The sequence below is a fragment of the Halotalea alkalilenta genome, assembly GCF_001648175.1.
Classification (GTDB): Bacteria; Pseudomonadota; Gammaproteobacteria; order Pseudomonadales; family Halomonadaceae; genus Halotalea; species Halotalea alkalilenta_A.
On record NZ_CP015243.1, the window covers coordinates 2,894,746 to 2,916,965 of the forward strand.

At 65.0% G+C, this 22,220-nt stretch carries 19 protein-coding genes; 8 read left to right on the forward strand and 11 right to left on the reverse strand.

Annotated features, from left to right (window positions below):
* Position 1: 1 nt before the first annotated feature.
* The gene (gcvT, locus tag A5892_RS12945; protein ID WP_064123158.1) at positions 2 to 1,117 is read right to left on the reverse strand and encodes a glycine cleavage system aminomethyltransferase GcvT; all 1,116 of its coding nucleotides are present in this window, start codon (positions 1,115 to 1,117) and stop codon (positions 2 to 4) included.
* A gap of 18 nt (positions 1,118 to 1,135) precedes the next feature.
* Here gcvT and A5892_RS20285 point away from each other — a divergent pair, with 18 nt between their 5' ends.
* From A5892_RS20285 to gcvP, 3 genes are all read left to right on the forward strand, one after another.
* Positions 1,136 to 1,441, forward strand: a complete 306-nt coding sequence (locus A5892_RS20285) for a hypothetical protein (protein WP_150123545.1) — start codon at positions 1,136 to 1,138, stop codon at positions 1,439 to 1,441.
* Positions 1,442 to 1,514: 73 nt separating this feature from the next.
* Positions 1,515 to 1,904, forward strand: coding sequence for a glycine cleavage system protein GcvH (gene gcvH, locus A5892_RS12950; RefSeq protein WP_064123159.1), 390 nt, complete (start codon positions 1,515 to 1,517; stop codon positions 1,902 to 1,904).
* A gap of 72 nt (positions 1,905 to 1,976) precedes the next feature.
* Positions 1,977 to 4,865 (forward strand): aminomethyl-transferring glycine dehydrogenase, encoded by a 2,889-nt coding sequence (gene gcvP, locus A5892_RS12955; protein WP_064123160.1) that lies wholly within the window; start codon positions 1,977 to 1,979, stop codon positions 4,863 to 4,865.
* A 65-nt stretch (positions 4,866 to 4,930) separates the two neighbouring features.
* On the opposite strand, the gene A5892_RS12960 is transcribed toward gcvP, so the two are convergent.
* From A5892_RS12960 to A5892_RS12970, 3 genes are read right to left on the reverse strand one after another with little or no spacing between them, the layout of a single operon-like run.
* A complete protein-coding gene (locus tag A5892_RS12960; protein WP_064123161.1) occupies positions 4,931 to 5,410 on the reverse strand; it encodes a thioesterase family protein in 480 nt (159 codons plus the stop codon).
* Positions 5,407 to 6,387 (reverse strand): L-carnitine dehydrogenase, encoded by a 981-nt coding sequence (locus tag A5892_RS12965; protein WP_064123162.1) that lies wholly within the window; start codon positions 6,385 to 6,387, stop codon positions 5,407 to 5,409. The genes A5892_RS12960 and A5892_RS12965 overlap by 4 nt, the downstream gene beginning before the upstream one ends.
* Positions 6,388 to 6,402: 15 nt before the next feature.
* Complete coding sequence (locus A5892_RS12970) at positions 6,403 to 7,287, reverse strand: 3-keto-5-aminohexanoate cleavage protein (protein WP_064123163.1); 885 nt, start codon at positions 7,285 to 7,287, stop codon at positions 6,403 to 6,405.
* 162 nt (positions 7,288 to 7,449) lie between these two features.
* Between A5892_RS12970 and A5892_RS12975 the strand changes: the two genes are divergently transcribed.
* The gene (locus tag A5892_RS12975; RefSeq protein WP_064123164.1) at positions 7,450 to 8,439 is read left to right on the forward strand and encodes a GlxA family transcriptional regulator; all 990 of its coding nucleotides are present in this window, start codon (positions 7,450 to 7,452) and stop codon (positions 8,437 to 8,439) included.
* A 78-nt stretch (positions 8,440 to 8,517) separates the two neighbouring features.
* On the opposite strand, the gene A5892_RS12980 is transcribed toward A5892_RS12975, so the two are convergent.
* The 3 genes from A5892_RS12980 to A5892_RS12990 all read right to left on the reverse strand — a co-directional run bounded on the left by A5892_RS12980 (position 8,518) and on the right by A5892_RS12990 (position 11,387).
* Positions 8,518 to 10,170, reverse strand: a complete 1,653-nt coding sequence (locus A5892_RS12980) for a cation acetate symporter (RefSeq protein ID WP_064123165.1) — start codon at positions 10,168 to 10,170, stop codon at positions 8,518 to 8,520.
* The gene (locus A5892_RS12985; protein WP_064123166.1) at positions 10,170 to 10,484 is read right to left on the reverse strand and encodes a DUF485 domain-containing protein; all 315 of its coding nucleotides are present in this window, start codon (positions 10,482 to 10,484) and stop codon (positions 10,170 to 10,172) included. Before A5892_RS12985 ends, A5892_RS12980 begins: the two co-directional genes overlap by 1 nt.
* Positions 10,485 to 10,646: 162 nt before the next feature.
* Positions 10,647 to 11,387: an alpha/beta fold hydrolase gene (locus A5892_RS12990; RefSeq protein ID WP_064123167.1), complete on the reverse strand. Its 741-nt coding sequence runs from the start codon at positions 11,385 to 11,387 to the stop codon at positions 10,647 to 10,649.
* A gap of 122 nt (positions 11,388 to 11,509) precedes the next feature.
* On the opposite strand from A5892_RS12990, the gene A5892_RS12995 reads away from it, so the two are divergent.
* A complete protein-coding gene (locus tag A5892_RS12995) occupies positions 11,510 to 12,412 on the forward strand; it encodes a LysR family transcriptional regulator (protein WP_064123168.1) in 903 nt (300 codons plus the stop codon).
* Positions 12,413 to 12,658: 246 nt separating this feature from the next.
* Here A5892_RS12995 and mdoH read toward each other — a convergent pair whose 3' ends face one another.
* The 3 genes from mdoH to A5892_RS13010 form a co-directional block, all read right to left on the reverse strand.
* The gene (gene mdoH, locus A5892_RS13000) at positions 12,659 to 15,169 is read right to left on the reverse strand and encodes a glucans biosynthesis glucosyltransferase MdoH (protein ID WP_064123169.1); all 2,511 of its coding nucleotides are present in this window, start codon (positions 15,167 to 15,169) and stop codon (positions 12,659 to 12,661) included.
* On the reverse strand, positions 15,162 to 16,760 hold the full coding sequence (locus tag A5892_RS13005; protein WP_223302661.1) for a glucan biosynthesis protein G: 1,599 nt from the start codon (positions 16,758 to 16,760) through the stop codon (positions 15,162 to 15,164). The genes mdoH and A5892_RS13005 overlap by 8 nt, the downstream gene beginning before the upstream one ends.
* Positions 16,761 to 17,089: 329 nt before the next feature.
* On the reverse strand, positions 17,090 to 18,289 hold the full coding sequence (locus tag A5892_RS13010) for a multidrug effflux MFS transporter (protein WP_223302662.1): 1,200 nt from the start codon (positions 18,287 to 18,289) through the stop codon (positions 17,090 to 17,092).
* Positions 18,290 to 18,489: 200 nt separating this feature from the next.
* On the opposite strand from A5892_RS13010, the gene A5892_RS13015 reads away from it, so the two are divergent.
* From A5892_RS13015 to A5892_RS13025, 3 genes are all read left to right on the forward strand, one after another.
* A complete protein-coding gene (locus A5892_RS13015) occupies positions 18,490 to 19,077 on the forward strand; it encodes a hypothetical protein (protein WP_064123170.1) in 588 nt (195 codons plus the stop codon).
* Between the two features lie 78 nt (positions 19,078 to 19,155).
* Positions 19,156 to 20,001: a deoxyribonuclease IV gene (nfo, locus tag A5892_RS13020; protein ID WP_064123171.1), complete on the forward strand. Its 846-nt coding sequence runs from the start codon at positions 19,156 to 19,158 to the stop codon at positions 19,999 to 20,001.
* A 59-nt stretch (positions 20,002 to 20,060) separates the two neighbouring features.
* The gene (locus A5892_RS13025; RefSeq protein ID WP_027350433.1) at positions 20,061 to 20,348 is read left to right on the forward strand and encodes a hypothetical protein; all 288 of its coding nucleotides are present in this window, start codon (positions 20,061 to 20,063) and stop codon (positions 20,346 to 20,348) included.
* A 147-nt stretch (positions 20,349 to 20,495) separates the two neighbouring features.
* On the opposite strand, the gene A5892_RS13030 is transcribed toward A5892_RS13025, so the two are convergent.
* The gene (locus tag A5892_RS13030; protein ID WP_064123172.1) at positions 20,496 to 22,199 is read right to left on the reverse strand and encodes a 2-isopropylmalate synthase; all 1,704 of its coding nucleotides are present in this window, start codon (positions 22,197 to 22,199) and stop codon (positions 20,496 to 20,498) included.
* Positions 22,200 to 22,220 lie beyond the last annotated feature (21 nt).

The window sequence follows — 22,220 nt, forward strand, 5'->3', positions numbered from 1 at the left end:
ATCAGCCGCGATGGTAGCGAGCCGGTACGAACGGCAGCTTGACCACCTCCATCGGTAGCCGCTTGCCACGCACCTCGGCATAGAGCTTGGTGCCGAGCGCCGCTGCCTGTGCCCGCACATAGCCCATCGCCACCGGCTGCCCGACGGTGGGGCCGAAGGTACCCGAGGTGACCCTGCCTACCTCGCGCCCTTCGCCGTCGAACAGCGTGGTGCCCTCGCGTATCGGCGCACGCCCCTCTCCAAGCAGCCCCACCCGGCGCTCGAGCTCGTCGCGCGCGGCCAACCGCGGCAGGATCACGTCCGCACCGGGGAAGCCGCCTTCGCGTTCGCCGCCCTGGCGACGGCACTTGGCCAATGCCCAGACCAGCGAGGCCGACACCGGATCGGTGTGCTCGTCGATATCGTGACCGTAAAGGCACAGGCCCGCCTCGAGGCGCAGCGAATCCCGCGCGCCCAGGCCGACCAGCTCGACCTCAGGCTCGCCCAGCAGGCGGCGCGCGAACGCCTCGGCGTAGGCCGCCGGCAGCGAGATCTCGAAGCCGTCCTCACCGGTATAGCCCGAGCGGCTGATCCACAGGGTTTCACCCTCGACGTCGAAGCGCGCGTGCTGCATGAACAGCAGGCGGTTGGCTTCGGGGCAGATTCTCTCCATCACCGCCTGGGCCTGCGGCCCCTGCAGGGCGAGCAGCGCGCGATCGTCGAGCGCCACGACATCGACGCTCGGATCGAGACCGATGCGCAAAAGCGCGATGTCCTGGTCCTTGCAAGCCGCGTTGACCACCAGGTAGAGGTGGTCCCCCGCATTGACGGTCATAAAGTCGTCATAAAGGCCGCCCTCCGGGTTGGTGAAGAACGAGTAGCGCTGGGCGCCCTGCTCGAGGTCGATGAAGTCTCCCGGCGCCAGCGCTTCCAGCGACTGCGCCGCGTCGCGTCCGCGCAGCAGCACCTGACCCATGTGGGAGACGTCGAACAGCCCGCAGGCGGCGCGGGTGTGTTCGTGCTCGCGCTTGACCCCCAGCGCGTACTGCACCGGCATTTCGTAGCCGGCGAACGGCACGAACTTGGCGCCGTATTCGGCATGAAGGGAGTAAAGCGGCGTGCGCTTGAGGCTACACATGGAGGAATCTCCGGACGGATGGATGAGAAGGACGCCACCCTGCGGCGCTATGAAAACGACAGGTTAGCCCGAGCACGGGGCGTGGAGAATATCGCCGGGCAAAAATTTCCTATCGGAAACTTTTATCGCTCATCACACACCGTGCCCGAGCCGCCGCCGCGTCGCTTCATCGGCCACTGGACAGATCGCGGCACAGACCACACTCTGGCAGTGTCGGGCACGGTCGATCGGCAGCGAACCCAGCTCCCATCCCGCGTGGAGATGCCCACCGGGCACCGGCGAAGAGAATTGGCCGCACTCCTCGAAGTCACCCTGCGACGCTAGTCGATGGAGAGGGTTTGCGGCATAATGCGACGAGTTTCTTCAACCAAGAAAAGTTTCTCATAGGAAATAAGCGATGAGCGAGATCCCCCAGCAGCTGCGCTACGCCGAAAGCCATGAATGGGTGCTCGACAATGGCGATGGCACCGTCACCATCGGCATCACCGACCACGCCCAGGAGGCCCTCGGCGACGTGGTCTTCGTCGAACTTCCCGAGATCGGCCGCAGTCTCGCCGCCGGTGACGAGTTCGGCGTGATCGAGTCGGTCAAGGCCGCCTCCGATCTCTATGCGCCGGTCGCCGGCGAAGTGATCGAAGTCAATGCCGAACTCGAAGACGCCCCCGAGAGCGTCAACGAGCACCCCTATGCCGATGCGTGGCTGCTCAAGCTGCGCCTCACCGATGCCGAGGCGCTCGAACAACTGCTCGACGCCGAAGGCTACGCGCGCCTGCTGGACGCGCAGTAAGCCGTTGGCACGGCCTCCGCCCCAACGGCGCGGAGGCCGCCCTTTTCCTTACATTCCGTCGCAGGTAACTTCATGGCTCTCGACACTCGGGCGCTGGCTGATCTGGCCGCTCACGACGATTTCATCTCCCGCCACAATGGCCCACGCAGCGAAGACGTCGCTGCGATGCTCGCGGTGCTCGGTGAGCACGATTTTGCCGGACTGCTCGACAAGACCATCCCGGCCGACATCCGTCTCGGCCGCGAACTCGCGCTCGAAGCACCCAAGGGCGAGCGCGAGACGCTCAGCTACTTGAAGAGCCTGGCCAAGCGCAACAAAGTGTTCAAGAGCTACATCGGGATGGGCTACTACGACACCCTGATGCCGGCGGTGATCACTCGCAATGTGCTCGAGAACCCGGGTTGGTACACTGCCTACACGCCCTACCAGCCGGAAATCAGCCAGGGCCGGCTCGAGGCGCTGCTCAACTTCCAGCAGGTGATCATCGACTTCACCGGCATGGAGCTGGCCAACGCCTCGCTGCTCGACGAAGCCACCGCCGCCGCCGAAGCGATGGCGCTGTGCGCACGGGCGAACAAGAAAGCCAGGAGCTGCAACGCCTTCTTCGCCGCCTCGGACCTGCTGCCGCAGACCCTCGATGTGCTGCGCACCCGCGCTGCCTATCTGGGCTTCGAGCTAATCATCGATCGTCCCGAGCGGATCCAGGAGCACCAGGTGTTCGGCGCCCTGTTCGGCTACCCCGCCGAACAGGGCGAGATCCACGACCTGCGCGCGCTGATCGAACTCGCTCATGCCCAGGAGGCGATGGCCTGCGTGAGCGCCGACCTGATGAGCCTTGCGCTGCTCGAGGCGCCGGGACGATTCAAGGCCGATGTGGTGCTCGGCAACTCCCAGCGCTTCGGCGTGCCGATGGGCTTTGGCGGCCCTCACGCCGCCTACTTCGCGGTCAGCGACGCGCTCAAGCGCTCGATTCCCGGCCGAGTGATCGGGGTCTCCCGCGACAGCCAGGGCAACCAGGCGCTGCGCATGGCGATGCAGACTCGCGAGCAGCACATCCGCCGCGAAAAGGCGACCTCGAACATCTGCACCGCCCAGGCGCTGCTGGCCAACCTCGCCGGCTTCTATGCGGTCTATCATGGAGCGGAAGGCATCACCCGGATCGCCAGCCGCATTCACCGGCTCACCCACCTGCTCGCCGAGGGCCTCGCCGCCAAGGGCGTCACCCGGGTCAACCGCCACTACTTCGATACCCTCACCGTCGAAGGGCTCGAGGTCGAAGCGGTGCGCGGCCGCGCGCTCGCCGCCGGGATCAACCTGCGCTATCGCGAGGACCGAAGGATCGGGATCAGCCTCGACGAGACCACCACCGCACAGGATCTCCAGGCGCTGTTCGACGTGCTGCTCGGAGCAGAGCACGGCCTCGGCGTCGCCGAGCTCGACCGCCTGCATCGCGATGGCCATGGCCTGCCCATCCAGGCGCTGCGCCAGAGCGAGTTCCTCACCCACCCGACTTTCAAGCGCTATCGCAGCGAAACCGAGATGCTGCGCTACCTGAAACGGCTGGAGAACAAGGACCTGTCGCTGGCCCATGCGATGATCCCGCTCGGCTCGTGCACGATGAAGCTCAACGCCACCACCGAGATGATCCCGGTGACCTGGCCCGAGTTCGCCGACATCCACCCGTTCGCCCCGCGCGACCAGGTCAGCGGCTACCTGCAGCTGATCGACGAGCTTTCCCACGCGCTGCTCGAGGTGACCGGCTACGATGCGCTGTCGATGCAGCCCAATTCCGGCGCCCAGGGCGAGTACGCGGGGCTGGTGGCGATCCGACGCTACCAGGCGGCCCAGGACCAGGGGCATCGCGACGTCTGCCTGATCCCGAGCTCGGCGCACGGCACCAACCCGGCTTCGGCGGCGATGGCGCAGATGAAGGTGGTGGTGGTCGAGTGCGACAGCCTCGGCAACATCGACATCGACGATCTGCGGGCCAAGGCCGAGCAACACGCCGAGCGGCTCTCGGCGATCATGCTCACCTACCCTTCCACCCACGGGGTGTTCGAGGCGAGGGTGCGCGAGGCATGCGAGATCGTCCATGCCCAGGGCGGCCAGGTCTACATCGACGGCGCCAACATGAACGCCCAGGTCGGGCTCTGTCGCCCCGGTGACTTCGGCGGCGACGTCTCGCATCTCAACCTGCACAAGACCTTCTGCATCCCCCACGGCGGCGGCGGCCCTGGGATGGGGCCGATCGGCGTGAAGGCGCACCTCGCGCCCTACCTGCCGAACCACGCGGTGACCCCGCTCGAGGGCATCGAGCCCGACAGCCACGCGGTCTCCGCGGCGGCCTACGGCAGCGCCTCGATCCTGCCGATCTCATGGGCCTACATCAAGATGATGGGCGCGCGCGGCCTGCGCGAAGCGACCGAGCTTGCGATCCTCAACGCGAACTACATCGCCAAGCGGCTCGACGGTCATTTCGAGGTGCTCTACAAGGGCGAGTCGGGGCGTGTGGCGCATGAGTGCATCATCGATGTTCGCCCGCTCAAGGCGATCAGCGGTGTCAGCGAGGAGGATATCGCCAAGCGTCTGATCGACTACGGTTTCCACGCACCGACCATGTCGTTCCCGGTCGCCGGCACGCTGATGATCGAGCCGACCGAGTCGGAGTCGCGCTACGAGCTCGATCGCTTCTGCGACGCGATGATCGCGATCCGCGAGGAGATCTCCCGGGTCGAGAGCGGTGAATGGCCGCGCGACGACAACCCCTTGGTCAATGCCCCGCACACGCAGCGCGACCTGTCCGGCGAATGGTCCCACCCCTATTCGCGCGACACCGCCTGCTTCCCCTCGGCCGCAACGCGCATGGCCAAGTTCTGGCCGGCGGTGAACCGGGTCGACAACGTGTTCGGCGATCGTAACCTGGTCTGCAGCTGCGCACCGATCGACGCCTACCGCGACTGACGCCCGGCCCACCCCCACCGCCCATCGGCTCGGCCGATGGGCGGTGCATTCGACAGCCCCTCGAATCACTTCTTCAGTGCGATCCGCTGCCCGGCCCACTGCCGCCATTCAAGCGCCTCAGCCGCGTCGATGCCGTGGTCGATCCGCGCGACGACGCGATCAGCGAAGGGCGTTGAGCGTCCGCTCGCCACATCGATGTTGATCAACAGCTGTTCGCTCGCCGCGCAGAGCCTGCGCTCGGCTCCCAGGTACATCAGATGGCAGAGCCTCAACCGCTTGGCGTCGTGCTCGACCAGCCGGCTGCCGACTTCGATTCGCGCGCCGAGCCTGGCCTCGGCGAGAAAGTGAAGATGCGCCTCGAGGGTATAGAGCGTATGGCCGAGCAGGCTGCGTCCACGCTCATCCAGGCCAATCCGATTCATCATTTCATCGCTCGCCATGCTCATCGGCAGCAGATAGAAGGCGTCGCGCATATGGCCGTTGTAGTCCACCCAGGCCTGATCGACTTCACCGACGTAGCAAGGCGCACTCCAGGGGCGAGTCACAGCGTCTCCTCGATGCCGTGGGCGCGGCGCGTGCGCTCGAGCGCCTCCTGGACTGCGATCAGAGCGTCGTCGCGAAACCGCTCGAGCTCGCCGATGCTCTTGGCGCCCAGCTGCGCCGAGGTGCCGTCGACCACCCGGTCGATCAGCGTCTCGCTGAGCTCCGGCGCTTCGAGGTAGCTCCAGGGAAGCTTGAGCGCGGGACCGAACTGGGCCATGAAATGGCGCATGCCGGCATCGCCTCCGGCCAGCGTATAGGTCAGGAAGGTCCCCATGAACGACCAACGCAGCCCCGCGCCGAAGCGAATCGCGTCGTCGATCTCGCCGCTGGTGGCGACGCCATCGTTGATCAGGTGGAGCCCTTCGCGCCACAGCGCCTCCAGCAGGCGATCGGCGATGAACCCCGGGACTTCCTTCCTCACCTGCAGCGGGCGCATGCCCAGGCGGCGATAGAACGCCGCCGCGCGCTGGCGGCTCTCATCGCTGGTCCGCTCACCGCCGACCACCTCGACCAGGGGCAGCAGGTAGACCGGATTGAACGGGTGCCCGACCAGGCAGCGCTCTGGATGCCGGGCATCGCGATAGAACTCGCTCGGCAGCAGTCCCGAGGTCGAGGAGCTGATCAAGGTAGTGGGATCGGCGCTGGCGCTCAACCTGGCGTGGAGCTCGCGCTTGAGCTCGAGGCGCTCCGGCGCGCTCTCCTGAATGAAGTCGGCGCTCGCGGCGCACTCCTCGAGGCTCTGAGTGAAACGCAGCCGGTCACGCGACGCCGTCGCATCGATGCCATTGGCCTCGAGCGTTGGCCAAACGGCATCGATACGCTGCCTCAGCGCGGCTTCGGCGCCTGCGGCGGGGTCCCATACCAGTACGTCCAGCCCGTGGGTCAGGGCGCGAACGATCCATCCCGAACCGATCACTCCCGTGCCTACCGCGGCGAAGACCTCGATCTCAACGGGGGTGTTGTTCTGCCTCGGTGACATCGATAGGCTCCTGGATCAGCGTGGAGAGAGGCCGAGGCGCTCGCGCCCTTCGGCCGGTGTCAGTACCCGCCCTCCCAAGCGGGCGATGATCTCGCCGACCCGCTGCACCAGCGCCGCGTTGGTGGCCGGCACCCCGCGGTCGAGCCAGAGGTTGTCCTCGAGCCCTACGCGCACGTGGCCTCCCAGCAGCATCGACTGCGCGGCCATCGGCATCTGCATGCGGCCAATCCCGAACCCTGCCCACTGCGCTCCCGGCGGCAGGTTGTCGACCATGGCCTTCATCGTTGTGGTATCGGCGGGCGCCCCCCAGGGAATGCCGAGGCACAGCTGGAACAGCGGCGCGTCCAGAAGCCCCTCGGCGAGCATCTGTTTGGCGAACCACAGGTGTCCGGTATCGAAGATCTCGAGCTCGGCCTTCACGCTCAGCTCGGTTATCCGCCGCGCCCCGGCGCGCAGCTGCGCTGGCGTGGAGACATAGATCGAATTACCATCGCCGAAATTGAGCGTGCCGCAGTCCAGCGTGCAGATATCGGGAAGCAGTTGCGCGACGTGGCGAAGACGGGCCAGCGGCCCGACCAAATCGGTGCCGGGACCGAACAGCATCGGCTCCTCGTCGGGCCCGATCTCGAGATCCCCGCCCATGCCAGCGGTGAGGTTGATCACCACCTGCTCGTCGCTTTCTCGGATTCGCTCGACCACCTCGCGATAGAGCTCGGGATCGCGGCTCGGCGCACCGCTTTCGGGATCGCGAACGTGCGCGTGGACGATGGTCGCTCCCGCCCTGGTGGCCTCGATCGCTTGCTTGGCGATCTGCCTGGGCGTGACGGGAACATCGGGATTTCGCTGGGTCGTGTCGCCGGCGCCGGTAAGCGCGCAGGTGACGATCACATCGCGGTTCATTGCCATCTCCTGGGATCGGCTCGGCGCCAGCTTGCGCCTGGCTGGTCCCAGACAGTCTATGGACCTTGCCGAGCGCGCGATTGCAATCCTCCGACACCGAGTTTCAATCCGTCGACATCGAACCCAGCAGCACGCCCACCTCTCGCCGGAGCCGGTAATGCCATGACGGTCGGACTCGAATTCCTGCTCCTGCCCGGCTTCTCGATGCTCGGCTTCACCTGCGCGATCGAACCGTTTCGCGTCGCCAACCGCTTCCGCCCGGGCAGCTATCGCTGGCGCCTGCGCAGCCTCGACGGCGCGCCGGTGACCGCGAGCAGCGGGCTCTCGCTCAACGTCGAAGCAGGTATCGGGGAGATCGATGCCACCGGCCCGCCCTCGAGCGGAGCGATTCTCTTCATCGTCTCGGGTTTCGAACCGCTGGATGCTTATTCGCCAGCGCTCAAGCGGCTCTTGCATCGATGGGCCCGAAGCGGCGCCGTGCTGGGAGGCGTCGATACCGGAAGCTTCATGCTCGCCGAAGCGGGCCTGCTCGATGGCCATCAGGCTACGCTGCACTGGGAAACGATCCCGGCATTCGAAGAGCGCTACCCACGCGTCCAGGTCAGCCAAGCGCTCTATCAGATAGACCGCCAGCGCATCACCTGTGCGGGAGGTACCTCGGCACTCGATCTGATGCTCGCGCTGATCGCCACTCACCAGGACCATGCGCTTGCGCTCGAGGTGTCCGAACAGTTCGTGCTGGGCCGGATCCGCAGCCGACAGGATCATCAGCGAACCCGCACCGCCATGCGCTACGGCATCACCAATCCTCGCCTGGTCTCAATCGTCGAAGAGCTCGAGCGGTGCTGCGACACGCCCTTGGATACCGCGGACCTGGCGCGACGCCACGGCATTTCGGTGCGCCAGCTCGAGCGCCTGTTCAAGCACCAGCTCGCCAAGACGCCGACGCTGTTCCACCTCGAGCTGCGGATGCAAAGGGCGCGGCAGTTACTACGCGAAGGGGGGGCGAGCGTGCTGGAGGTCGCGATCGCCTGCGGTTTCACCTCCTCCTCTTACTTCTCGCGCTGCTATCGCGCCTGCTTCGGCCTTCCGCCAAGCCGCGACCGGCGAGCCGCGGCGAGCGATATCGATGGCGGAACGCGCCCGCGCTGAGAGTGCCTTACCCGCGCACCATCGGCACCGACCCATCGAAGCTTCGATGGGCCGTATCACGGCGACGGCACGACGGTGTCAGTGGATCATTCGCCCGCTCGCGCCAAGCCCGGTCTGGGAACGGACGAACTGATCGTCGAATCTCGACCGGTCGCGCGCGCCCGCCTCGCTACGATCGGTGACCGAGAACAGCCAGATCCCGGTGAAGGCGACGATCATCGAGAACAGCGCCGGATAGTCGTAGGGATAGATCGGCTCGGCGTTGCCGAGGATCGACACCCAGATGGTCGGGCCGAGGATCATCAGCGCGATAGCGGTGGCCAATCCGAGTCCACCACCCCACACCGCGCCTCGGGTGGTCAGCCGGCGCCAATACATCGACAGCAGCAGTACCGGGAAATTGCAGCTTGCGGCGATGGAGAACGCCAGCCCGACCATGAAGGCGATGTTCTGGTTCTCGAAGGCGATACCCAGCAGGATCGCGACCACGCCCAGCACCACCACGGTGACCTTGGCGATCCCCACCTCGACACGTTCATCGACGTTGCCGCCTTTGATCGCCCCGGCGTAGAGATCGTGGGAGATCGCCGACGCCCCCGCCAGCGCCAGCCCTGCGACCACCGCGAGGATGGTGGCGAAGGCCACCGCCGAGATGAAGCCGAGGAACAGGCTACCGCCGACGGCCTCGGCAAGGTGCACCGCGACCATGTTGGTGCCGCCGATCACTGCGCCATTGGCGTCATGGAAGGTGGGATTGGTACTGACCAGCAGGATCGCACCGAAGCCGATGATGAAGGTGAGGATGTAGAAGTAGCCGATGAAGCCGGTCGCGACGAATACGCTCTTACGCGCCTCCTTGGCATCATTCACGGTGAAGAAGCGCATCAGGATATGCGGCAGGCCCGCGGTGCCGAACATCAACGCAAGCCCCAGCGAGATCGCCGAAATCGGATCGGACACCAATCCTCCCGGGCTCATGATCGCCTCGCCGCTGGGATGCACCGCGATCGCCTCGCGAAACAGCCGCTCGGGGCTGAAACCGACGTGGTAGAGCACCATCAGCGCCATGAAGGTGGCGCCGAACAGCAGGATCACCGCCTTGATCATCTGCACCCAGGTGGTCGCCAGCATGCCACCGAACAGCACGTAGCAGACCATCAGCACCCCGACCAGCACCACCGCGACATGGTAGTTGAGGCCGAACAACAGCTGGATCAGCTTGCCCGCCCCGACCACCTGGGCAATCAGATAGAGCGCCACCACCGCAAGCGACCCGAAGGCGGAAAGCACCTTGACCTGGCGCTGGTTGAGCCGATAGGAGGCTACGTCGGCGAAGGTATATCGCCCGAGGTTCCTGAGCCGCTCGGCGATCAGGAACATGATCATCGGCCAGCCGACCAAAAATCCCATCGAGTAGATCAGCCCATCGTAGCCTGAGGTGAACACCAGCGCCGAAATACCCAGGAAGGAGGCCGCCGACATGAAATCCCCGGAGATCGCCAGGCCGTTCTGGAACCCGGTGATCTTGCCCCCGGCGGCGTAATAGTCGCTCGCGGTGCTGCTGCGCTTGGAAGCCCACCAAGTGATGTAAAGGGTCGCGGCAACGAAGACCAAGAACAGGATGATCGCCGGCACGTTGACCCCGGTGATCCCCGCTTCACCGCTCTGGGCCAAGGCGGCGGCGGGAAGCGATGCGAGAAGCGCGCCGAGCGCGATGCTTTGGCGTTTCATCATTTCACCTCCGCCAACAGCTCGGCGGTCAAGCGATCGAACTCGCCATTGGCCCTGCGCACGTAGACACCGGTCAGGATGATCGCGATCAAGATCAGCCCGATTCCCACGGGAACGCCCCAGGTAATCACCGTATCGCGCCCGAGCGGCGTGCCCAGCAGATGAGGAGCGAAGGCGATCAGCAGGATGAAGAGCAAGTAGAGACTAAGCATCAGCGCACTGAGTATCGCCGAGAAGCGCCCTCGTTTTCTGACCAGCTCATCGAAGCGCGGATCACCCAATATGCGGCGGTATCGTTCGTTGTATTGTTCCATGCACCACTCCCCGGTCGATACGCTTTCCGGGCGAGTCCCGTGCCCGCCCCTAACGCATCCTGGGCGATTAGCCCAAAGTTCGCTGCCGACTTTGGTCGAGATATCGACCAAGGGCGTAAACCACCGGCAATGGTGCATCCTTCTACCGCTTCCCCGCTCTTTCTAGTCCAAAACCGCCGCCACGGCATCGAGGATCACCTCCGCCACCTCCTGCGGCCGGGAGATGTAGACCATGTGGCTCGCCTCGATCTCGACCGTTTCCCCACCCGAGCGCGCATACATCCAGCGCAATAGCTCGGGATCGAGAACCCGGTCCTGCGTCGTCACGATCTGGAAGCTCGGCTTCTCACGCCAGGCCGCGCGGGTGAACTCCACCGAGAAGGGCTCGAACGTCATCGGCTTCGAAGAAGCCGACATGAAGTCGGTCAGCTCCTCCGGCAGGTCGGCCGCCAGAGCCTGGTGATAGTTTGCGGGGTCGGGGACGAAATGCTGCTCGTCGAGCAGCTTGGTTTCGAAGGTCATCGGATAGCGCTCGGTCAGCGATGCCAAGGTCTCACCCGCGTCGGGCTGGAACGCCGCGACATAGACCAGCGCCCCGACCCGCTCGTCGAAGCCGGCCTCGGTGATCACAGCACCCCCGTAGCTGTGGCCGACCAGCACCGTCGGGCCATCCTGCTGCGCGAGGATCAAGCGGGTCGCGGCCACGTCATCCTCGAAACTGGTATGCGGCAGCTGCACCACGCTGACCGACAGCCCCTGGCGCTTGAGCAGATCATGAACGTCACGCCAGCCGGAGCCGTCCATCGTTGCCCCATGCACCAGCACGACGTTCTTCGCATCGGCCAGCGCCGGTCCGGATAGCGTCATGGCCGCAAGGCTGAGCGCTGCGAGTTTGCGTATCATGCTTTTTTCCTTTGTGGCTGGTCCTGCGAAACCGCCGCGGGAGGTCGCTTCGGAAGATAAGCGATGACCGGTTCAGAGACTAGATAGTAGAATTTGCATGAACTTATGAATGAGATGGATGAATGGATCGCATCATCCTGCGCGATCTCGCCGTGTTCGAGACCGTGGCGCGCCACAGAAGCTTCACCGCAGCCGCGGCCGAACTCGGGCTTTCGCAGTCCGCGATCAGCTATGCCGTAGGCCAGCTCGAACAGAGACTCGGCGTGGCGCTTCTCGCCAGGACCACGCGCAGCGTCGCTCCCACCGAGGCGGGAAAGCGCCTGCTCGGGACGCTGGTGCCGGCGCTCGGCAGCATCAGCGACGAGCTGTCGATGCTGCAGAACATGCGTGAGACGATCTCCGGCACCGTCCGGCTGACCATGACCCGGGTTTGCTACGACGAAGTGCTACGGCCAATTCTCGGCGACTTCCTCGACCGCCATCGCGGAATTCATCTCGATCTGTCGATCGACGACGGCCTCAACGATCCGGTGGCCGACGGGTTCGACGGGGGGATCCGCTTCGGCAACCTGGTGGCGAAGGACATGGTCGCGCTTCCACTCACCAAGGCGTCGCCGATCTCCATCGTCGGCGCGCCCGACTATCTTCGCGCCCACGGCGCACCACAAACCCCGGAGGATCTCAAGCAGCACCGCTGCCTGGGCTACAGGTTCGCAAGCTCCCGGCTGCATCGATGGACGCTGGGGAAAAATGGCCAGTGGATCAGGTTCCGGCCTGAAACGGTGCTGGTCCTGAACGACGGCGAGGCGATCAGGATGGCGGCGCTCGACGGCCTGGGTCTCGCCTACGTTTTCAGCAGTCAGGTCGCCGACGACATCGCCGCGGGTCGCCTGCTACCGGTGCTCGAAGCCTGGCTGCCGGATTTGCCGGGCTTCAGTCTCTACTATCCTGGTGCTCGCCAGACCTCACCGGCCTTCCGCGCACTTATCGAGCATCTCCGGGGCGCAACCGCCGAACGATCCTGAGAGGGAGTGAGGTGCCGGCCACTCCGCCCGTGGCAAGGTGAGCCAGTCGAATCTCCGAGCCCTCCCCGCCGAGGGTCGCGCCATACGAAAAGGCCGACGCTTCGGTAGCGTCGGCCTGGGCGGTTTCCACCGGCGAGGCGCTCGCAATCAACGCGGGCGCCTCGCCTGCAGGGTTCACTTGGACCCGGGTGGCGCTGTGTGGCCGAACGACGTTCGATCTCTCTGGGATTTCGAATCGAAAAGCTCTCAGAGCGCGAGCCGCCTGGGCAGCTGCTCTTCCCCGTAGGTGCTCGAGATCCAGGAGGGGAAGCGATCGTGACGCTCCCACACTTCGTAGTGCAGCCGCGAGAGCATCACCGGATCATCGAGCAGCGAGAGCCGCAGGCCGTTTTCGAGCTTGTCGGGGCCGGCGACCAGCGCGTGACGCACGATCGATTGCCGCTGCGCCTCCAGCGCCTCCGACTCACCGTGACGTGCCACCCCCATCGCACACGCGAGCGCATTGGCCGCGGGGGAAACCACGCTTTCGACGAAGCTCGGTGCCGCGTGCCGCTCGCGCGCGATCGCGGTGAACTTCCAGGTCCGGCGCAGCTCGCGCGGCGGGTTGGACTCCTCGGGGATGCGGAACAGCCGTCTGCGCCTTGCACCGAGGCCAAGCCCGACCTTACTGGTGATCACCGATACCGGGATCGACACCACCAACGCACCGACGATCGGCGAGAGCCACATCAAGAAACGCGGGTCGAGCATGAATACCCCAGCGATCCAGAGAATCCCGAACAGGGTCTGGCCACCATGGCGCCGGGTCGCCTCGCCCCAGCTGGTCTCGCTGCTCTCGCGGTCGGGGGACGTCCACTTCGCCTTGATCCCGAACAGCGCGGCGAGCACGAAGCGGGTATGGAACAGCATCCGCACCGGTGCGAGCAGCATCGATACCAGCGATTCGATCACCATACTGACGAACAGTCTGAGCGTGCCACCGAACTGCGACGCCCCTTTCACCGCGATCAGGATGACGCTTAGGAACTTGGGCAGGAACAGCAATGTGAGCGTGGTGCAAAACAGCGCCACCGCGCGCCAAGGGTGCCACTCGGGCCAAGTGGGAAACAGCTGCATCGGCTGGGTGAAGTACTGCGGTACCGAGAAGGTGGTGACCGCGAGCATCGCAGTGGAAAGCGCCAGGAACAAAAACCACAGCGGCGCGGAGAGATACGACATCACCCCGGTGAGGAACACCGCACGGTGCACTGGGTGCATGCCCTTGACCAGGAACAGCCGGAAGTTCATCAGGTTGCCGTGGCACCAGCGACGATCGCGCTGCAGCTCATCGATCAGGTTGGGCGGCATCTCTTCATAGCTGCCCGGCAGGTCATAGGCGATCCATACCCCGTAGCCGGCGCGACGCATCAGCGCCGCTTCGACGAAGTCGTGGGAGAGGATCTCGCCGGAGAGCGAGCCCTTGCCCGGCAGCGGCGCCAGCGCGCAGTAGCGCATGAACGGATCGACCCGGATGATCGCGTTATGGCCCCAGTAATGGGACTCACCGAGCTGCCAGAAATGCAGCCCCGCGGTGAACAGCGGCCCGTAGACGCGAGTGGCGAACTGCTGCAGACGCGCGTAGAGGTTATGCGCCCCCGCGGCGATCGGCGCGCTCTGGATCAAGCCGGCGTTGGGATGCGCTTCCATCAGCTGGACCAGACGCTTGAGGCAGGCGCCGCTCATCACGCTGTCGGCATCGAGCACCACCATGTAGCGGTAGTTGGCACCGAAGCGGCGGCACCAGTCATCGATGTTGCCGCTCTTGCGCTTGACCCGCCGACGGCGGCGGCGATAGAAGATCCGCCCGAATCCCTCGACCTCGCGACAAAGCCTGAGCCAGGCGTGCTGCTCCTCGACGCAGATATCGGGATCATAGGAATCACTGCAGACATAGACGTCGAAATGCTCGAGCTGGCCGGCATCGGCGAGCGACAGATAGGTCGCCTTGAGTCCGGCGAAGACCCGGCTGACGTCCTCGTTGCAGATCGGCATCACCAGCGCGGTACGCGCATCCGCTGCGATCGGCGCCTCGGTGTCCACTTCATCTGCATTGATCGAATAGCGATCGCGCCCGGTGAGCAGCTGGAAAAAGCCCATCAGCGCGGTCCAGAACCCGGACGAGACCCAGGCGAACAGCAGGCCGAACAGCACCATCACCGAGAACTCGAGCGGCGTACGCCCATCCTGCGGCAGCACCGTGCTCATGTAGCTGATCGCCAGCACGCTCTGCGCCACCACCAGCGCCAGCAGCAGCACCCGGCGGGCCATCCCGACCTTGCGCCAGCGCGGCTTCGCCGGCCGCTCGCTCGCCTCGCGCTTGCTCATCCATGGCTGGGCCTTACCCATGCGCAGCCGGATGCCCTTGATCACCCGGGCGATCGGCCCGGTGGTCCATGGCTTCGGCGCGATAGGGGTGCGGTTGATCGGCGGCGTGGTGGCAAGCTGCACCCGCCCCGCCCGATCGAACCCGAGCACCGAAGGCGGCGCCAGGCGATCGACGCCGTAGATCAGCTCGAGGCGGTGAAGAACCGAGACGCTCGCCGGGTCGTCCTCGCGCGTGGCGCCGCCGCCGAGGCGCTGGTGCACCTCGGCGAGGGAGAGCTCCTGCTCGGCATGGCCGAGCAGTTCGCGCCGCGCCTTGATTCCCCGCGCCTGGAGCGCCAAGCGCTCCAGGTAGTCACGGGCGGGGTTGAAGGGAGTGGGAATCTGATCAGGCATCAGGCTGCTTCATGAGGCTCCAGGTTTCAGACAGCCGCCTACCGGTGCCGTCCTTGATGAAGGCGCGCAGATCGATGGCCCTCGATGCGTCGTTCGGCTTGACCCGCAGGATCATGCGATAGCCGTCGGTCACCGGATTGCGCTTGACCTCGGCGGCGACCACTTCGCCATTCTCGCCCGCATCGACTTCGGCGGTGACGCCGGCATTGCTATCCAGCCCCTTGAGGTTCGGGCCGCGGAAGTCGACCACATAGGCGGTGGAGCCATCGGGCTCGCGCACCAGGTTTGCCTGGCGCACTTCGCCCTGGGAGCGGCGAGTCTGGTCGACCCAGGCGATATCCGGGTTCTGCAGCCGCTGCTCGTTGCGGGTGAAGGTCATCCGATAGGAGAACTCCTGCGGCGTGCCGACCTCGGGCTGCTGGGCCGGACGCCAGAAGGCGACGACGTTGTCATTGGTCTCATCGGGGGTCGGGATCTCGACCAGTTCGACGCTGCCCTCGCCCCAGGTGTTGGTCGGCTCGATCCATACGCTCGGGCGCTGGTCGTAGCGATCATCGAGGTCCTGGTAGTCGTCGAAATCATGGCTGCGCTGCATCAGGCCGAAACCGCGCAGTCCTGCGGCATCGATGTTGGAGATACTCAACCGGCGCGGATTCATCAGTTGGCGCCACAGCCACTGGTCGTCATCGGGGCCGCTGCTGGTGCGCACGACGAGCCCCGAGGCGTCGTGAATCGCCGGGCGATAGTTGAGCGTCGAGGAAGGCTGCGACGGACTGAACAGGTACATGCTGGTGAGCGGCGCGACGCCGAGCTTGGTGACCTGGTGACGCAGGAAGATCTGCGACTTGACGTCGACGATGGTGTCGTCACCCGGACGCACGACGAACCGATAAGCGCCGGTGGTACTCGGCGAGTCGAGCAGTGCGTAGACCACCAGATAGCGGTCGTCGCTCTTGGGCTTGGCGACCCAGAACTCGCGAAAGCGCGGGAACTCCTCGCCGGAGGAGAGCGCGGTATCGATCGCGAGTCCCCGGGCGGAGCTGCCGTAGCGCTGATCGGTACCGATCGCGCGGAAGTAGCTGGCACCGAGGAAGACCATCACTTCCTGCTTGTTGCTGCCCTTGATCGGGTAATTGATCTTGAACCCGGCGAAACCGCCGATATCGCTGAGCGAGGCCGGATCGACCTGGCTGTCGCCGAAATCGAACTGGTCCGGGCTGTAGTGCAGCTCGCGCACCTGCTCGCCATCCACCTCGTTGATCTTCACCGGCAGGTCGTAGTGCATCCCCTGGTGGAAGAAGCCGAGATCGAAAGGCAGGTTCTCACCACGCCAGAGCGAGTACTGGTCCTTGAACTTGATATGGGAGTAGTGCTCGAAATCGAGATCCTGCAGCGCGCTGGGCAGGTTGCTGGACGGCGCCGAATAGCTTCGCTGGGATAGTTCACGGGCCTGCTCGGCGACATCGTCGAAATCGAACGCGAGCGCGAAATGGGGACCGACCAGACCGATCACACCCAAAGAAAGTGCGGCGACCCGCTGGAGCAGCGCGGAGGAGCGCTCGGGATGACACGGTTGAAAGCGAAAAGGCACGAAAAACTCCTCTTGATACCTGGATGACGGTGCCCGCGGACCGCCACCGTCTCGTCCCGGCGCCTCGCGACAGACCGGGCTAGCCTGCGATTTCTTTGCGGCGGCCGCTATTTAGCATCACATGCCTGGGCGATGGCAAACGTGAGATTTGTTTGCCACTCGACCCTTGCTGTGTAAAAAAAAGCATACCCTAAAAGCTTAGCGTATCCAGCGGGTAAGCAGGCGTGTGAATCGCTCACCGCGCCAATGTTTGCGCCCTGCCTGCAGCGGCGAAAGAACGCCGCGGCGCCACGTTGATCACCGGCGAAAAGAGAGACCACGGCTTCGGATCATCGTGCGCTCGAATCACCGTCGTGCGGATTCGACGACCCAGGCGCCCAGTACAAAAGCGGCAACACCACACCGATGGCGATCAGCGCCATCGCCAGCTGCGCTGGCAGCGGCGTGGCCAATAGCAAGGTCGCCAGCAGCGCGCCACCGCTCAGCTGCAGCGTACCGAACAGCGCCGCGGCGGTGCCGGCCCGGTCGGCGAAAGGCTCGAGCATCAGGCTCAGCGTCGCCCCCAGCGCCAGCGAGAAGCCGATCGTCAGCGTCGCCACGGGGAGCATGAACACCAGTGCACCGAGCGGCAGCAGCGCCCAACCGAGCAGATTGAGCACGCCGGAAGCCACCAGCACCCACATGCCGATGCGCATCAGCCGCACGCGCCCGAGTCGGTCGAGCAGACGCGGCGCGAGAACGAAGGCGACGATATTGACCATCGCATTGGCGCCGAACCAGAGGCTGAACACCATCGGCGAGTGGCCCAGCCGCTCGACCAGGATCACCGGCGCGCTGGCGACGAAGACCAGGATCATCGCCATGCCGGCGAGCGCGAGCCCCGCGTAGTAGTAGAAGCTTCCGCTCGACAGCACCGGCGCATAGCGGTGCCAGCGATAGATCGGGCCACCGGCTCGGCGCCCGGGCGCCAAGGTCTCGTCGAAGCGCAGCGCGATCGCACCGGCCAGCAGTAAAGCGAACAGCGCCATGAACACGAAGGTGCTGCGCCAGCCGAGGTGGATCGCGAGAAAACCACCGAGCGCCGGTGCCAGCGCCGGGACCACGCAAAGCGCACCATTCATGTAGCTGTAGAGTCGCGCGCCCTGCACCGGAGAGAACCGATCACGCACCGCGGAGAAGGCGACCAGCGAGGCCGCGCAAGCGCCGAGCCCCTGGATCCCACGAGCGAGATAGAAAAGCGTCAGTTCCTGCGCGAACACGCCCAGCAGCGACCCGGCCGCGTAGCCGAGCACGCCCGCCAGCACCACGGGCCGCCGGCCGAAGCGATCGGCCAATGGCCCGATCAATGCCTGCCCGAAACCAGCGACGAACAAGAACAAGGTGATGCTCACCTGCAGTGATTCGATCGAGCTGGAGAAATCCCGGCCCATATCGGGCAGCGCCGGCAGGTAGATATCGATGCCCATCGGCATCAGCATGACGAAGGCCATCAGCAGGGCGATGAGCCAAGAGGTACGATCTGCAGACACGCGAACTCCGCTTGATCAGAAAGTAGAACATCCCACAGCGAGACCGGGCAGCCTCGCCCTGCGCGAGGCGTCGGTCAAGCGTGGGTCGCGCGGTGCGTCCCAACATGCATCGGGCACATCGAGCGACGATGGAATCGGGGACCCATGGCGACGGGCGACTATGCTGCCTCGAAGACACGAGGTAAATAGGAGCAGCGAAGATGATCAGACTTCCGGTCGGGGCACGGTTCTGCCTTGGGCTTGGCGCGCTCGCGCTCAGTGCTTGCGGGCCACAACCCGAGCGCTTCGAAGACGGTGAAAGCGGCCTTGCCATCACCGTGCCCGAGGGCATCGAACGTGGTCCGTTCGAGCCTGGCTACTTCACCGACCAGGGTTGGAAGCTGCAAGCCGAACAGCCCGGGCGCTCGATCATCGCGCTGCGTCTGGCGGATTCCGACGACATCGCCCAGGCCGAACTACGCGTTGGCGAAAGCAACGACCCTCAAGCGTTGGCTCGCTGCATGGACGCTCCAGCGACGGCCACCGCCTCTTCCGCGAGCAGTGAACGAATCATCGACGGCGCTCGCTTCGAGCGCTTCGACATCGATGACGCCGGTATGAGCCACTACCTGCACGGGCACGCCTATCGCGCAGTGGTGGAGGGCCGCTGCTACGCCTTCGATGCGCTGGTCTTCGGGGTGAACGGGGAGGTCTTCGACCCGCCGCGCGAGTCGCCGTTCTCGAGCCCGGACGCCCTCGCCCGGCTCGATGCGCTGCTCGATGGCGTGTCGTTCGAGCCCTCGCGCTGATCTTTCGCGCTCGATCCTGGATAATGCGCCAACCCTCGGCCGGTACGCCGGACCCCAAGCCCCTTGAGCGGAGCATGCATGAAATACGTAGGAGCCCACGTCAGCGCGGCGGGCGGCGTCGACCAGGCGGTCGCCCGCGCTGTCGAGATCGAGGCAACGGCGTTTGCCCTGTTCACCAAGAACCAACGCCAGTGGAACGCCAAGCCCTTGGAAGAAAAGAGCATCGAAGCGTTCAAGGCGGCCTGCGCCGAGCATGGCTATGGGCCACACCAGATCCTTCCCCACGACAGCTATCTGATCAACCTCGGCCATCCCGAACGCGAGGGGCTCGAGAAGTCACGCGCCGCCTTTCTCGATGAGATGCAGCGCTGCGAGCAGCTGGGCATCACCCTGCTCAACTTCCACCCCGGTAGCCATCTCAACAAGATCGACGAGCACGACTGCCTGGCGCGGATCGGGGAATCGATCAACCTCGCCCTAGACGCCACTCGGGGCGTCACCGCGGTGATCGAGAACACTGCGGGCCAAGGCACCAATCTGGGCTTTCGCTTCGAGCAGCTCGCCGAGATCATCGAACATGTCGAGGACAAATCACGGGTAGGCGTGTGCATCGATACCTGCCACGCCTTCGCCGCCGGCTATGACCTGAGGAGCGAGGCGAGCTGCACCGCGGTGATCGACGAGCTCGACGCGGTGTTAGGACTGAACTATCTCAAGGCGATGCACCTCAACGATGCCAAGAGCACGCTTGGCAGCCGGGTCGATCGGCACCATAGCCTGGGGCGCGGCAACATCGGGCTCGACGCCTTTCGCTGTCTGATGAACGAGCCGCGGATCGACGAGATCCCGATGATCCTCGAGACCATCGAACCCGAGATATGGGACAAAGAGATCCGCTGGCTGAAGGCACAGATGCCCACCTGACATTCTCGCGGTCCCCGCCCTGGCGCCGGGCCGCGAGCCGCACAAGGAGTGCAAGCACGATGCAAGATTTCTTCAACGCCCTGGGGCGGACGATCGGCAATGCGATCCGTTTCGTCGTCGAGCTGCTCGGCGGTTTCTTCTCCGGCATCAGCGACGCGGCCAGAGGGTTCGTCCATGGGCTGACCGGGGCGCTCGGCGTCAGCGACTCGGTGGCCAGCATCGTCGTACTGGTGATCGGCCTGATGCTGCTCTACACCGGGATACGCGCCCTGCTGCGCCGCTCGCTGGTGGCGGGGGTGATCTGGCTGCTGCTCGGGCTATTGGTGCTCAGTTGGCTGATCAGCTAGGACACGAAAAAAAGACCGCGGTGGAAACACTCTCCACCGCGGTAATCAGGGATGTCGGCAGGGAACCTCGAACCGACAAAACTTAATATAGATTGAAAATGTGCAAACGATAGGGAGAAAACGTCACACTTTTTCGATTTGTGCTATTCACACCGCCAGCGACTCGCCGCTTCCAACCACCTCGCCACGCTCGACCATCGCCCGATTGAGCGCCGAGATCACCGCTTTCAGCGACGCGCTGACGGTATCGCCATCCTCCGCCATGCCGCACACCCGCCGGCCCTCGACGCTGAGCTGGACGAAAGCGATCGCATTGGCGTCGCTACCCTCGCCGAGCGCGTGCTCGCTGTAGTCGATCACGCTCACCCGCTGCCCGCTCATGCGCTCCCATCCCGCCATGAAAGCAGAGATCACCCCGTTACCTTCGCCTTCGACGATCACCTCTTGCTCACCATGGGCCAAGACGACCCTGAGCTGCTCGCCATCGCCGCGATCGCTGCGATAACCCTTGAGCCGATAGGGCGCCGCGACGGCGTACTCGCGCACCAGGATCGAACGCACATCGTCGCTCGAAAGCTCGCCGCTCCTACGCTCGCTTTCGCGCTGCACGTGGGGAGCGAGTTCGAGCATCATCCAGCGCGGCAGGCTGATGCCGTGATCGCGCTCGAGCAAAAACGCCATGCCCCCTTTGCCCGACTGGCTGTTGACCCGGATCACCGCCTGGTAGTCGCGGCCCAGGTCGCGCGGGTCGATCGGCAGATAGGCGACCTGCCAGGGCTCGTCTTCGCCCTGGCGCTTGAGCGACTTGCGGATCGCGTCCTGGTGGCTGCCGGAGAAGGCGGTGTAGACCAACTCGCCGACATAGGGGTGACGTGGGTGCACCGGCAGTTGGGTGCACTCGGTGACCACCTCGATGATTTCGTCGGGGCGGGAGAGGTCGAGCTTCGGATCGACGCCCTGGCTGTAGAGGTTCATCGCAAGCGTGACGATATCCATGTTGCCGGTGCGTTCGCCATTGCCGAGCAGCGTACCTTCCACCCGCTCGGCACCGGCGAGCAGCGCGAGCTCCGCCGAGGCCACCGCGCCGCCACGATCGTTGTGGGTGTGCACCGAGATGATCACGCAGTCGCGCCGGCTGATGTGGCGGCAGAAATACTCGATCTGATCGGCGTGGTGGTTGGGGCTTGCGACCTCCACCGTGGTCGGCAGGTTGAGGATCACCTTGTTCTCGGCGGTGGGCTGCCAGACGTCGAGCACCGCTTCGCAGATTTCCAGCGAGAAATCGATCTCGGTGCTGGAGAAGCTCTCCGGAGTGTACTCCAGGCGCCACTCGGTCCCCGGGCGGGCATCGGCGCGCTCACGCACCCAGCGCGTACCCTGGCGGGCGATCTCGATGATCCCGGCGCGGTCCATGCCGAACACCCGCTCACGCTGCACCGGCGAGGTCGAATTGTAGAGATGCACGATCGCCCTGGGCACACCATGCAGCGCCTCGAAGGTCCGCTCGATCAGGTGCTCGCGGGCCTGCACCAGCACCGCGATGGTGACGTCGCCAGGAATCTGGTCTTCGTCGATCAACCAGCGCACGAAGTCGTAGTCCGGCTGGCTCGCCGAGGGGAAGCCGACCATGATCTCCTTGATCCCCACCGCGACCAGCAGCGCCCAGAGGCGCTTCTTGTGCTCCACGCTCATCGGCTCGAGCAGCGCCTGGTTGCCATCACGGAGATCCTCGCTGACCCAGATTGGCGCCTTGGTGATCTCGGCATCGGGCCAGCGGCGATCGAACGACGGCACCTTGGGCGCGGGACGGTACTTGCGATGATCGAAGGCACCGGAACGGGCGTTGAACATGATCACTCCTCGACGAAAATG